Raw genomic sequence first — 11,980 nt, forward strand, 5'->3', positions numbered from 1 at the left:
GTGGACGTGGAGTGGTCGGGCGACTGGGTGACCGAGCGGCTGGGAGTCGAACTCGCCGGTGACGGGGAACTCCGCGAACTGCTGGGCCTCGCCCTGCGCCGCAACCCGAAACGCGCCCACCTGCTGGTCTCCAACGTGCTGGGCAAACACGTGCCGCAGCTGCCGTCCGTCGTCCACGGCGCCGGGTACGAACTCGGGAAGCGGGTGCGGGACCTGCTGGGCGAGGCCGGGGCCCGCCGGGCGGTCGTCCTCGGATACGCCGAGACCGCGACCGGCCTCGGCCACGCCGTCGCCGACGGGCTCGGGACGGCCGCCTACCTGCACTCCACCCGCCGCCCCGTCCCGGGCGTCCCACAGGCGGGCGGGTTCGAGGAGGCCCACTCCCACGCCACTTCCCACCTGCTGCTGCCCGAACGGCCCGGCCTGCTGAGCGCACCGGACCGGAGCGCCCCCCTGGTCCTCGTCGACGACGAGTTCTCCACCGGCAACACCGTCCTCAACACCGTCCGCGCCCTCCACGGGCGCTACCCCCGCGACCGGTACGTCATCGTGGCCCTGGTCGACATGAGGTCCGAGGCCGACCAGGGGCGGCTCACCGCCTTCGCCGAGGAGATCGGCGCCAGGGTCGACCTGGTGGTCCGCGCCCGCGGCACCGTACGGCTCCCGGACGGGGTCCTGGAGAAGGGTCGCGCGCTGGTCGAGGCCCACGAGCGGGAGGCCGGGGCGACCGCACCCGCCGCCCACGAGCGGGGGACCGCGATACCCGCCCCCGCCGCCCACGACGGCGTACGCCCGGCGGCCGGGGAACGCCCCGGGCCCGCCCCGGCCCCCGTACGGGTCGAGCTGGGCTGGCCCGCAGGGGTGCCCGACGGCGGCCGGCACGGCTTCACCCCCGCCCACCGCGCGGCCCTGGAAGCCGCCCTGCCGGGCATGGCGGCCCGTCTCGCCGACGCGCTGGGGGAGGCCCGCCGGATACTCGTCCTCGGCTTCGAGGAGCTGATGTACGCGCCGCTGCGGCTCGGCACCGCCCTCCAGGCCGCCACCACCGCCGAGGTCCGCTACTCCACCACCACCCGCTCACCCGTCCTCGCCGTCGACGACCCCGGCTACGCGATACGCACCCGCCTGGTCTTCCCCGCCCATGACGAACCCGCGGACGGCCCCGGCGACCGGTACGCCTACAACGTCGCGGGAGGCGGCTTCGACGCCGTCGTCCTCGTCGTGGACTCCGTCGCCGACACCCCCGCCCTGCACGCCCCCGGCGGCCTGCTCGACCAGCTGACCGCGCACACGGAACGCGTCCTGCTCGCCGTCGTACCGTCCTACCGGCCGGCGGCCCGCACCCCGTCCGGCGTACCGGCGCCCCCCACCGAGCCCCGCGAAAGGCTGGAAGCCGCCATGCTCCCCGAACCCCTCAGGGGTCCCGCCTTCTCCTCCTACGCGCCCGACGAGGTCGGCTGGCTGCTCCAGGACCTCTCGGACACCGTGCTGGAGGCGCCCACCGAGGAACGCGAGGAGGCGATACAGAGCGGTGGCGCGCACTACGCCGAATCGCTGCCCGTCGAGTACCAGCCCACCGCGCAGTACCAGGAACTGTTCAAGGCGGCCCTGGACACCTCCGCCACCCGTATCGCCCGGGCCGTCGGAACCGTCACCGAGACCGTCCTCGCCGAACGCGGCCACACCGGCTCCCGCCCGGTCCTGGTCTCCCTCGCCCGGGCCGGCACCCCCGTCGGGGTCCTCATGCGCCGCTGGGCCCTGCACCGCCACGGCATCGACCTGCCGCACTACGCCGTCTCCATCGTCCGAGGCCGGGGCATCGACGCCAACGCCCTGCGCTGGCTGGCCGCCCATCACGACCCGGCCGACGTCGTCTTCGTCGACGGCTGGACCGGCAAGGGGGCCATCACCCGCGAACTCGCCGCCGCCCTCCAGGACTTCGAAGGCTTCGACCCGGAGATCGCGGTACTCGCCGACCCCGGCGGCTGCGTGCGCACCTACGGGACACGCGAGGACTTCCTCGTCCCGTCCGCCTGCCTCAACTCCACGGTCTCCGGGCTCGTCTCCCGTACGGTGCTGCGCGCCGACCTGGTCGGCCCGCGGGACTACCACGGTGCGAAGTTCTACCGCGAACTGGCGGACGACGACGTCTCCGGCCTCTTCCTCGACACCGTCGCCGCCCGCTTCGACGAGGTGACCGACGCCGTGGACACCGGCACCAAGGAACTGCTCGCGGCCGACCGGGCCCCCACCTGGGAGGGCTGGGCCGCCGTGGAACGGATCAGCGAGGAGTACGGCATCCACGACGTGAACCTCGTCAAGCCCGGCGTCGGCGAGACCACCCGGGTGCTGCTGCGCCGCGTGCCCTGGAAGATCCTGGCCAAGCGCGACGCCGGACCCGACCTCCACCACGTACGGCTGCTCGCCGAACAGCGCGGCGTGCCGGTCGAGGAGGTCGACGGACTCCCGTACACCTGCGTCGGGCTGATCCACCCGAAGTACACCCGCGGCGCCACCGGCGCGGACGGCACGGCGGTGACGGCCCGATGACCACCCCCCAGGCACCTTCCGCGGACGCACCGGACGCACCGGACGCACCGGACGCACCGAACGCACCGAACGCACCGGACGCACCGGACGCACCGGACGCACCGGACGCACCGGACGCGCCGGACGCGCTGGACACCCCGGATACCGCGGCCCCCGGGGCCTCAGCAGGCGTTCCCCTGCCCGCCGCCGTCCTGGCTCCCGCCGCCCCGGCCCCCGCCGCCGTCCCCGGCGCGCCCGCTGTTCCCGCCGTCCCCGGCGCGCCCGCCGCCCCGGTGACGCTGGTCGCCAGCGACCTCGACCGCACCCTCATCTACTCGGCGGCGGCCCTCCAGCTCGGCGTCCCCGACGCGCAGGCCCCCCGGCTCCTGTGCGTGGAGGTCTACGGCGGGGCGCCCCTCTCCTACATGACGGAGGAGGCGGCCGCCCTTCTCGACGAGCTGGCCCGCACCACCGTCTTCGTCCCCACCACCACGCGGACCCGCGAGCAGTACCACCGCATCCACCTCCCCGGCCCCCCGCCCCGGTACGCGATCTGTGCCAACGGCGGCCACCTGCTGGTCGACGGCGAGTCCGACCCGCACTGGCAGCGACAGGTGACCGGCCGTCTCGCGGCGGAGTGCGCCCCCCTCGCCGAGGTCCGCGCCCGCCTCCTCGCCACCGCCGATCCGGCCTGGCTGCTCAAGGAACGGGTCGCCGAGGACGTCTTCGCCTACCTCGTCGTCGACCGGGCCGCGCTGCCCCCGGACTGGGTGGGGGAGCTGGCCGGCTGGGCGGAACCCCGCGGCTGGACCGTCTCCCTCCAGGGCCGCAAGATCTACGCCGTACCCGCCCCGCTCACCAAGAGCGCGGCGATGCGGGAGGTCGCCCGCCGCAGCGGGGCCACCACGGCCCTCGCCGCCGGGGACTCCCTGCTGGACGCCGATCTGCTGCTGGCAGCCGACCGTTCCTGGCGCCCGGCCCACGGCGAACTCGCCGACAACGGCTGGAACGCGCCCCGCACCGAGGCCCTCGGCCTGCGGGGCGTCGCCGCCGGCGAGGAGATCCTGCGCCGCTTCCTGCACCACCGCGATCACCCGCCGGCTCGTCCGGCGAGTGGACCGGTGGGCGGGAAAGCCGTGCGGTCGTACGGTGGCACACACGGGGGCCACCCGGGCCCGGACGAGGGAGCGGCGCCATGACCCAGGGAAACCAGACCAAGATCACCGACGAGCTGTACGCCTACGTGCTGGCGCACAACCCGCCGCTGGACCCGGTGCAACTCGACCTCGTGGAGACGACCCGCCACCGCTTCCCCGACCACGCGGGCATGCAGTCGGCCCAGGAACAGGGACCGCTGCTCGCCTTCCTCGTCCGGCTGACCGGCGCACGGCACATCGTCGAGATCGGTACCTTCACCGGCTTCTCGGCCCTCTCCATGGCCCGGGCCCTCCCGTCGGACGGCCGGCTGATCGCCTGTGACGTCTCCGAGGAATGGACCGCGTACGGACGCCTGGCCTGGCAGAAGGCGGGCGTCGCCGACAGGATCGACCTCAGGATCGCACCCGCCCTGGACACCCTGCGCGCGATGCCGGAAGAGCCGCACATCGACCTGGCCTACCTCGACGCGGACAAGGGGAACTACATCGCGTACTGGGAGGAACTGGTCCCGCGGATGCGCCCCGGCGGGCTCGTCGTCACCGACAACACGCTCTTCCACGGGGGCGTCGTCGACCCGCACGCGACCGGAGCCCCGGCGGCGATCAAGGAGTTCAACGCGCATGTGAGCGCCGACGGCCGGATGGACAGCGTCCTGCTCACCGTGGCGGACGGCCTGACGCTCTCCCGCCGGAAGTAACCGCCTCCCGGCGGGAGCGGGGCCCCGGGCCTGCACTCAGCCGCAGCAGCCACCACCGCAGCAGCCTCCGCCACCCGAGGCGGAAGACGGGGCGGCGGACTCGGCGGAACCCCCGACGGCCACGGTGGACAGCAGCTTCACGGTGTCCTCGTGCCCGGCCGGGCAGACGGCGGGGGCGGACGATTCGGTCATCGGACGGCTGACCTCGAAGGTCGCGTCACAGGGGCGGCAGCGGTACTCGTAACGAGGCATGGCCCAAGGCTACGGGACGGCCCGCGGCCTCTCACAGGATCGCGCCACACAGAACCCCACGGTTTTCAGGGCCTCGCAGCCTCCCCGGCCACCGCAGCCTCTCCAGTCACCGCCGCCCCTCAGGCACCGCCGGATTTCCGGTCACACCGCCGCCGCCCCTCAGCCACTGCCGGATCCCCGTTCGCACCGCACTCCCTCTCCCGGGCCCGCAGCCTTTCCGGTCACCGCAGTCCCCGGACCTCGCGGCCTCCGGACCCCGTAGCCCCCGGCCCTCACGGCCCGGGCCCGCAGCCCGCAGACCTCGCGGCCCTCAGCCCTCGCGGCCTCTCAGGCGCCGCCGGAGCCCCGTTCCTCGCGGATGGCGGACACCACACGGGCCGCCGTCTGCCGGACCGCTTCCGTCTCCGTCAGGAAGTGCCAGTAATCGGGGTGACGGCCCTCCAGCCCGGTGACCGCCCGTTCCAGCCGGGCCACCGCGTCGTCCAGCGGGCGGGCGTGCCGCGGGTCGGGGGTGTGGCGCCCGGCCATGGCGAGGCGCTGGGCGTCACGGATCGCGAACCGGGTGCGTTCGATCTCCGCCTGCGGATCCTTGGCCACGGCGTTCAGCCGCTGCAACCGGTCACCGGCGGCGGACACCGCGTCGTCCGTGGTGTTCAGCAGGGCACGGACGGTGCTGAGCCGGGAGGTGGCGTCGGCCCAGCGCTGGTCGGCACGCGCCTCGGCGGCCTCGGCCAGCTTCCTCTCCGCCTGCGCGACATCGGCCGCCGCCTGGTCGGGCACGGGCTGGAGGTCCTGCCAGCAGGCCGCCGCGAACCGCCGCCGCAACTCGCTCAGCACCGGTTCGACCTGCCCGGCGCGGGTCGTCAGCGCCTGGGCGCGCGTCCGCAGCGACACCAGCCGGCGGTCGATCTCGGCGGCGCGCTCCGGCAGCCGGTCCGCCTCCGCCCGTACCGCCTCCGCGTCCCGCAGCACCCGGTCCGCCCGCTGGAGGGTCTCGGCCACGCCGTGCTGCCCGGCCCCCTGGTTGAGCTTGGTCAGCTCCGGGGCGAGAGCCGCCAGCCGGGCCGCCAGATCATCGGCCCGCAGCCCGGAACCCCGCACCGCGTCCAGGGCGTTGCTCGCCGCCAGCAGGGCCTGGCGGGCCCGCTCCACGGCCGGGGCCAGCCTGGCCAGCTGCGTCTCCGCACTGCCCAGCAGCGGCCCGATACCCTGGGCGAACCGGTCCAGCTCACCCTTCACCCGGACCAGATCGTCCTTGGCCCGGGTCAGCTGCGTCTTCGCCGAAGCCGCGACCGACGGCTCCAGGTCGTCCCGGTCGAGGTCGTGCGCGTCGACCGCGGTGATGTACGCATGGCTGACCTCGTCGATCCGGCGGCCCAGCGCGGCGAAGTCCTCCACCGCCTTACGGGCCCGCGGTGAACTGTCCACCGCGGTGATCGTCTCGATCGAGATCTTCAGGTCCCGCTGAGCGGTGTCCAGCTCGTAGAAGGCGTTCGCGGCCCCGTCCTTCGCCGCCTGGGCCTCCGCCCGCTGGCCCTCGCCCCGGCCGCCGAACCAGCGCCTCGTACCCCCGCCGGCGAACGCGCCCGGCAGGGCCGCGGCGACCAGCGGAACCGGCAGCAGCATCAGCGCCAGGACGTCCCTGACGGCCCAACCACTCGCCTGCGCTCCCGGCCGCGTGTGCGTCGCCGTCACATCCCTCTCCCGTGCCGAATCGCCCTGCCCGGTTCATTCTCCCACCAGTAAGGACGAACACGGGGTCCGGTTAGTTCGCGCTCCGTACGGTGACTTCCCCGTTGTCGCTGTGCGCCTTCACCACGTGCGGGCTGTCGTCGCCGCGGGGCACCCGCACCGACACGTCCCCGTTGTCGGCCGTCGCGGACACGGCGTACCGCTCCTTGCCCGCCGGCAGGTCGATGGTGATACCGCCGTTGTCACTCACCGTGTCCACCAGGTCGGGGACCGCGGAGAGCCCGATGTCGACCGACCCGTTGTCCGAGCGCGCGACCACGGTCGGCCCGGAGATCCGCTCGGCCAGCACGGACCCGTTGTCGCTCTTGAGGTCCAGCGGTCCGCTGCAGTCCTGTACGACGATCCCCCCGTTGTCGGACGCCAGCGTCAGCCGGCTGTCGAACCCGGACGCGGTGACCTTCCCGTTGTCCGCGTTCACCGTCAGCGCGAGCCCCCGGGGGACCTTCACCTCCAGACGGGAGCCGCAGTCGCTGATCAGCGCCTTGCACCCCACCTTGAACGTCAGTGTGTCCCCGTCCAGCCGCCACGAGGGCTTCGGCCCGCTGCCGAGCAGCGCCCACCCGTCGACCCGGCGCGTCACCTCCACGGCCTCCACATCGGCGGGAACGACCTCCACGGTCGCGTCCTCCGCCTCGATGGTGAGCGACGAACCGTCGTACGCGAACGACTTGCTCTCGGCGGGCGCATCCTCCACATCGGTGCTGCCGCACGCGCTCAGCGCGGCGACGAGAAGGGCGGTTCCACCGGCCGCGACGAGTGCCCTTGTACCGGTACGGATGGTCATGGTGATCGTGTCCCCCTGAGGTGCGCTGCCGATGTCACCTCACGGTATGCGGCGCCTCTACATCGCCACGATCCGGACGGCTACCGTCTCCGGGGTAGGGATATCCCCCGCACACCGCCCCGCCGCCGGTAACCGATTGCCACCCCGGGGCGCGGGCCATGTAACCTGTTGCCTCATCCACGGGTGCGTAGCTCAGGGGTAGAGCGCTGCTCTTACAAAGCAGATGTCGGCGGTTCGAAACCGTCCGCGCCCACAGTAGGAACTAGCAGGTGAAAGCCTGTTTCGGCCTCCCGGTCCAGTCGGATCGGGGGGCCATTTACATGATCGATGCCACATGGATGCCACATCCCCACACGGCAAGACCTTTTCGTCACCTGTTCGAGGGGCGGACTACATGGCGCTGACACGTAGGCTCCTGGGCAGGGAGGGGCAGGCACGTCTCCCTGCGCGCGCCTGAGACGCGCCTCCCGAAATTCTGTGGTGTGCCGGCGGGGAGGCCGGTCCCACGGAAGCAAGGCCCCCCGCACAGCTCGGCGGGGGTCTTCGGCTGTCCAACGTAGACCGCTCCGCACCCGAGCTGCCCGGCGGGCGGCCGGTCTCACCCAGGAGCAGGTTGTCCTCCGCATCGAGACGGACCGGGCCACGTACAACCGGATCGAGATGGGGCACTCGGCCGCGCTGCTCGACTCCCTGATCCTCATTGCCGACGCGACCGGTGTGTCCTCCTCGGACCTGGTGGGGGAGTAGCCCTGCCCGCGGCCGGATCGGCGGCGGCCGCGGGCAGGGAGTCAGCGCTGGGCCCGTGCCCGGTCGAGGGCGCGGGCCTCAGCGAGGCGGGCTTCGCGGGTCTTCTGCAGCCAGATCAGATTCGCCAGCACGGGATCCGAAGGCGGGGTCGGCGTGGGGGCGGGGGCCGGGCGACGGCTGGTCATCCCCCCGCCCCCCGCTCTGCTGCCTGATACGCGGCCCGGAGCTCCTCGCCGGTGGGGCAGATCGTGTCGGTGGTGCGGCAGCCGGTGGTGCACTCCTGGAGGTGGACGATGTACGACCGGTACGCCGCGGCCAGCTCTATCGCCTGGGCCTCGGTCACGAGGGTGCCTCCGTGAGGCAGCGGGGGCACTGGCACACCGGGAAGCGGGACGACTGCTCGACCTCGGCGAGCGGGGCGACTTCGGCCTCCTCCCGCACCACCCGGCGGGCGCCGTCGCGCCCCACCTCGTACACCTTCATCGTCATTGCCACGACCCGACTCCCAACCCGATTGGAGGGGCTGCACCCATTCCGCCGCGCGGCCCGCTGTCACACCCTGATGATGTGTGTGCACGTCAGGTAGCGAATAGGTCGCCGGACGGCCATCCGTGGCCACGTAGCGGCCATGGCCGGGAGCGCGGACGATGACCCCTCACACTGGATCCGTGGGACGTAACGACGCGCTGCGGGCAGCCCGCTTACACAAGGGGTGGCGGACCATCGAAGCTGCCGCGGGCGCACTCACCGAGCACGGTCAGCAGCTCCTGGACGACCGGCAGTTCACCGTGTCCCCGCGGACTTGGCGGCGGTGGGAAGGCGACCGCCCCGGCTGGCCGGCCGAGGAGACCGCAGTCGTCATCCACGACGCGCTCGGCCGGTGGCCCGAGGACCTGGGCTTCACCACTCCGCCGAGCTGGATCCGGCCCGAGCACCACGAAGAGGCAGATGTGAACCGACGCGCATTCGTGAGCGTCACCGCGGCCGCGCTCGTCGCCGGCCCTGTGGCCTCGCAGCATGTCGACCCCGCCCTGATCGACTACTTCCAGCAGCAGCTGGAAGGGCACTACCGGGCAGACATGTTCCTCGGACCCCACGACCTCATCGGCACAGTGTCCGCCCAGTACCAGCTCATCGACAAGTTGGTCCGCTCGGCAAAGGGAGAGACGCGACGCGGACTCCTACGCGTCGGCGCCGCCTACGCGGCGCTGGTGGGCTGGCTGTACCAGGACGCCGGAGACATGGACGGGGCGGCGTTCTGGAGGGGGGTGACGCAGGAGATCGCCATGCGGTCCCGTGACCCGCACCTCATCGGGTACAGCCTCGTGAACCAGGCCCAAGTCCGTACCGACCTGGGCGACGGACGCGCAGTCGTCGACCTGTGCGAGGCCGCCCTCGACGACGCCGACAGGCTCGTTCCGAAGGTGCGCATCATGGCGATGCAGCAGCAGGCCCATGGCGCCAGCCTCACGGACGATCGCCGATCGGTAGACCAGCTCCTCGACCAGGCCGACCTGCTGCTGCCCCGCGTCGACGACGACCTGCCGTGGGGCAACGCCTGTCGGCGGACGCCCGGGTATCTCGAAGTGCAGAGGGCCACCTGTTACGGACGCCTCGGCCTCGGCGCCGAGGCCGGGGCTCTGTGGTCGCAGGTCCTTACGGCCGTGCCGGAGACTGCCCGCCGGGACCGTGGGGTGTACATGGCCCGGCAGGCGACCGCAGCCGCCGCCGCACGGGAGCCGGACCAGGCGGTGGAGATCGCCCGGACTGTGGCGACGATTGCTGCCGAGACCCGGTCCGCCCGCATGCGCAGGGAGTTGACCACTCTGGAGCAGGCGATGCGCCCGTGGCACGATGCACCGGTCGGCCGGGATCTTGCCGAGATCCTGGCCCCCGTGACCGATAGGAGCTGATTGTGGCCGTGGTGCTGACGGACGAGGAGATCACCGCCCACCTGGCCGGAGTGCCGGGGTGGGTCCGCAACGGTGACGAGATCACCTGCCGGTTCGGGATCCGGTACCACGGCGGCGTTGCGATGATCGTCCACGTCGCGGACATCGAGCGACTCATCGGCCACCATGCCGACATCGATCTGCGGTGGGACCACGTGCGGTTCGGCATCACCACGCACGACGCCGGCCACCGGCTGACAGCCGCAGACTTCGACCTCGCCGCCCGGATCGATCAGATCGCCGCAGCCCACGGCGCTGAGCCCTTCGGTGACTGACCAGCGTTTCCGGAAGCAGGGCACAAGGGGGAGCGGACCGCCTCTGACGTGTCGGCATGTTGAGGAAGTTGCTGAAGAAGATCGCGATCAAGGGCATCGACGAGGCTGCGGCAGAAGCATGGGACCGCGGGGACACCACCTTCACGAACCGCTTTTTCCCGTCGCCGTCTCCCCGGAACAGGGACGCGGATGTCGCCGCTGCCATCGGGCGCGTGGAGTCGCTCGGCTGGAAACTCCACAGCCGGACCCTTGAGGGGGCGGGACTTCAGCGGTGTTGGAACCTGCTCTTCGTCCGCCCGCCGGCTTCCGACGCCTGATCTAGGTTTTCATGGACCTCCGTGAAAATTCCGGGCATGACAGAACCGCCCCCACCCGGTACCGCCGGGCGGGGGCGCTGTCACCTGCTAAACGTTGGCGGCGGTGTGTTCCTTCCCGTCACACGAGGTGCACGGCCTCGGGGCCGGAACGCATGAAACGCCCTTTGCCCGGCAGCAGCCAGGCAAAGGGCGACGTGGCCGACGGTTCTTCCAGGCTTCCACGAGGCGAAGCAGAGACGTAACCAAGCCGACAGCGGCAATGCAGGCGTGGAGGATTTCGGTTGGGGCCATGTAGCACTCCGGTGTACGCACGGTGCCCGGCCCAAAACCAGCGGCACCAGCAGCGTAACCGCGACGGCTCGACCGCACCATCACCTAGACGAGTGGTCGGCGGAGGGGAATGAGGAGGCCGGTCGCTGAATCAGGCGGCGAGGGTGGCGTACCGGTCGGCGTGGTGCGCGGCATCATCGCGGGCAAGCTCCCGGCCGATGACCGTGGCCGGGCAGCTCGGGACCGGGGCGACGGGGGCCGGCTCGGTGCTGGGGCGGGCGACGGTGTAAGCGGTGCGGTGCACGGTGTACGCCTGGATGCGGTCGAGGCGGAAGGTCCGGGACTCGCCGGTCTCGCGGTTCATCGCGCGGAAGGTGACGTTGCCGGCCTTCGTGGTGCGGACGTCGTGCACCTCGATGGTGCGGATCGTCTCGACGAGGTGGCCGGTCTTGCAACCGTTCTCGTCTTTCTCTTCCTTGAGGTAGGTGACGGTGACGGGGTGTTGGCGGGCGGCGGCGGCGAGGAGGCGGGTGAGGGTCTGGGCCTGGGTCTCGTTGATGGTGTTCTTCACCGGGTTCCCCTCGTCGTCACTTCCTTACGGGAATAGTGTTGGCCTAGTCAGTTGGCTTTTGTCAACGGTATAGGCATATGGAGTTGGCCTATCGTGTGGGATGATAGGCGTCATGGACACAGCCCGACTCGAACTCTCAGCCCAGCGGTACCGCGAGGCAGAGCAAGCGCTCGAAGCCGCTCGCGAAGACCTTCAGGCCGAAGCCGTCGCCGCCCTCCAGCAGGGCGAGGAGCGCGGCAACCAGGCGACCGTCGCCCGCATCACCGGGTGGACCAGGGAGTACGTGCGCCGCCTGAAGAAAAAGGCGGACGAGAACTCGACAGGACAGGCGTAGCCCGCACTTGAGCCCCTTCCCGCGCTTGACGGAAGAGGGCTCAGGGCACACCAAGCTCAGCGGTCTTGCTCTCATCTGTGCCAACTGTCACCGCATGATCCACCGGCAGGCGTCATGGCCGGCTCCCGAGGAGCTGCGAGCCTCGATTGAGTAGAAGCATGCAAACGACAGGCGTGCTGCCGCGGCTTTGTCGCGACCGCGCAGGCCGGCTGACGAGCAGATGCCGAACCTGTGAGCTGACATCCACTCCTGACATCAGCGTCGGTGTGCAACGGCAGCTGTGGGGAGCCCGGCACGGCAGCCGTGACGGAATCCGCCAGGGCGCTTAGTACTCCAGTCAGA

The 11,980-nt window shown here is 71.8% G+C and carries 15 protein-coding genes, 1 tRNA gene and 1 pseudogene; 10 read left to right on the top strand and 7 right to left on the bottom strand.

The genetic code is table 11. The features are described 5' to 3' along the window. The 3 genes from CP967_RS24010 (at position 1) to CP967_RS24020 (ending at position 4,384) form a co-directional block, all read left to right on the top strand. A complete protein-coding gene (locus CP967_RS24010; RefSeq protein WP_229888252.1) occupies positions 1-2,550 on the top strand; it encodes a phosphoribosyltransferase in 2,550 nt (849 codons plus the stop codon). Between the two features lie 272 nt (positions 2,551-2,822). Further along, on the top strand, positions 2,823-3,728 hold the full coding sequence (locus CP967_RS24015) for an HAD family hydrolase (RefSeq protein WP_229888253.1): 906 nt from the start codon (positions 2,823-2,825) through the stop codon (positions 3,726-3,728). Continuing rightward, entirely contained in the window at positions 3,725-4,384 is a 660-nt protein-coding gene (locus CP967_RS24020) for an O-methyltransferase (protein ID WP_150489962.1), read from the top strand. Before CP967_RS24015 ends, CP967_RS24020 begins: the two co-directional genes overlap by 4 nt. A 36-nt stretch (positions 4,385-4,420) precedes the next feature. Here the strand turns inward: CP967_RS24020 and CP967_RS24025 are convergent, their stop codons facing one another. The 3 genes from CP967_RS24025 to CP967_RS24035 all read right to left on the bottom strand — a co-directional run bounded on the left by CP967_RS24025 (position 4,421) and on the right by CP967_RS24035 (position 7,172). Continuing rightward, on the bottom strand, positions 4,421-4,636 hold the full coding sequence (locus CP967_RS24025; RefSeq protein WP_150489963.1) for an FmdB family zinc ribbon protein: 216 nt from the start codon (positions 4,634-4,636) through the stop codon (positions 4,421-4,423). 327 nt (positions 4,637-4,963) lie between these two features. After that, positions 4,964-6,331 (bottom strand): hypothetical protein, encoded by a 1,368-nt coding sequence (locus tag CP967_RS24030; RefSeq protein ID WP_150489964.1) that lies wholly within the window; start codon positions 6,329-6,331, stop codon positions 4,964-4,966. 70 nt (positions 6,332-6,401) lie between these two features. Beyond that, the gene (locus CP967_RS24035; RefSeq protein WP_150489965.1) at positions 6,402-7,172 is read right to left on the bottom strand and encodes a DUF4097 family beta strand repeat-containing protein; all 771 of its coding nucleotides are present in this window, start codon (positions 7,170-7,172) and stop codon (positions 6,402-6,404) included. A gap of 181 nt (positions 7,173-7,353) precedes the next feature. Between CP967_RS24035 and CP967_RS24040 the strand changes: the two genes are divergently transcribed. Both CP967_RS24040 and CP967_RS24045 read left to right on the top strand, forming a co-directional pair. Then, positions 7,354-7,425 (top strand) — tRNA-Val (locus CP967_RS24040). Positions 7,426-7,652: 227 nt separating this feature from the next. Further along, a complete protein-coding gene (locus CP967_RS24045) occupies positions 7,653-7,919 on the top strand; it encodes a helix-turn-helix transcriptional regulator (RefSeq protein ID WP_167535427.1) in 267 nt (88 codons plus the stop codon). A 41-nt stretch (positions 7,920-7,960) separates the two neighbouring features. Here CP967_RS24045 and CP967_RS34120 read toward each other — a convergent pair whose 3' ends face one another. Genes CP967_RS34120 through CP967_RS34130 form a run of 3 tightly spaced genes read right to left on the bottom strand, consistent with a single transcriptional unit; the run spans position 7,961 to position 8,414 of the window. Beyond that, entirely contained in the window at positions 7,961-8,104 is a 144-nt protein-coding gene (locus tag CP967_RS34120; protein ID WP_167535428.1) for a hypothetical protein, read from the bottom strand. Further along, entirely contained in the window at positions 8,101-8,262 is a 162-nt protein-coding gene (locus tag CP967_RS34125) for a hypothetical protein (RefSeq protein ID WP_167535429.1), read from the bottom strand. The genes CP967_RS34120 and CP967_RS34125 overlap by 4 nt, the downstream gene beginning before the upstream one ends. Next, positions 8,259-8,414 (bottom strand): hypothetical protein, encoded by a 156-nt coding sequence (locus CP967_RS34130; RefSeq protein ID WP_167535430.1) that lies wholly within the window; start codon positions 8,412-8,414, stop codon positions 8,259-8,261. Before CP967_RS34130 ends, CP967_RS34125 begins: the two co-directional genes overlap by 4 nt. Before the next feature lie 173 nt (positions 8,415-8,587). On the opposite strand from CP967_RS34130, the gene CP967_RS24050 reads away from it, so the two are divergent. From CP967_RS24050 to CP967_RS24060, 3 genes are all read left to right on the top strand, one after another. Continuing rightward, on the top strand, positions 8,588-9,832 hold the full coding sequence (locus CP967_RS24050; RefSeq protein WP_167535431.1) for an NsdA family TPR-like regulatory protein: 1,245 nt from the start codon (positions 8,588-8,590) through the stop codon (positions 9,830-9,832). 8 nt (positions 9,833-9,840) lie between these two features. Further along, entirely contained in the window at positions 9,841-10,146 is a 306-nt protein-coding gene (locus CP967_RS24055) for a 4a-hydroxytetrahydrobiopterin dehydratase (protein ID WP_150492015.1), read from the top strand. Between the two features lie 68 nt (positions 10,147-10,214). Further along, entirely contained in the window at positions 10,215-10,463 is a 249-nt protein-coding gene (locus CP967_RS24060) for a hypothetical protein (protein ID WP_150489967.1), read from the top strand. A gap of 421 nt (positions 10,464-10,884) precedes the next feature. On the opposite strand, the gene CP967_RS24065 is transcribed toward CP967_RS24060, so the two are convergent. After that, a complete protein-coding gene (locus CP967_RS24065) occupies positions 10,885-11,304 on the bottom strand; it encodes a WYL domain-containing protein (protein ID WP_150489968.1) in 420 nt (139 codons plus the stop codon). Positions 11,305-11,416: 112 nt separating this feature from the next. On the opposite strand from CP967_RS24065, the gene CP967_RS24070 reads away from it, so the two are divergent. Together CP967_RS24070 and CP967_RS35465 are read left to right on the top strand one after the other, a co-directional pair. Continuing rightward, positions 11,417-11,638, top strand: a complete 222-nt coding sequence (locus tag CP967_RS24070; protein ID WP_150489969.1) for a hypothetical protein — start codon at positions 11,417-11,419, stop codon at positions 11,636-11,638. A 25-nt stretch (positions 11,639-11,663) separates the two neighbouring features. Continuing rightward, positions 11,664-11,873, top strand: a pseudogene (locus CP967_RS35465) (HNH endonuclease); the annotation flags it as partial. Between the last annotated feature and the right edge of the window lie 107 nt (positions 11,874-11,980).

It is taken from the genome of Streptomyces nitrosporeus (assembly GCF_008704555.1).
Taxonomy (GTDB): domain Bacteria; phylum Actinomycetota; class Actinomycetes; order Streptomycetales; family Streptomycetaceae; genus Streptomyces; species Streptomyces nitrosporeus.

What these genes read in the sequence shown, in the direction of transcription:
- CP967_RS24025 (WP_150489963.1), bottom strand. Translation starts at nt 4,636, where the DNA reads ATGCCTCGTTACGAGTACCGCTGCCGCCCCTGTGACGCGACCTTCGAG.
- CP967_RS24035 (WP_150489965.1), bottom strand. Translation starts at nt 7,172, where the DNA reads ATGACCATCCGTACCGGTACAAGGGCACTCGTCGCGGCCGGTGGAACC.
- CP967_RS24070 (WP_150489969.1), top strand. Translation starts at nt 11,417, where the DNA reads ATGGACACAGCCCGACTCGAACTCTCAGCCCAGCGGTACCGCGAGGCA.
- CP967_RS34120 (WP_167535428.1), bottom strand. Translation starts at nt 8,104, where the DNA reads ATGACCAGCCGTCGCCCGGCCCCCGCCCCCACGCCGACCCCGCCTTCG.
- CP967_RS24020 (WP_150489962.1), top strand. Translation starts at nt 3,725, where the DNA reads ATGACCCAGGGAAACCAGACCAAGATCACCGACGAGCTGTACGCCTAC.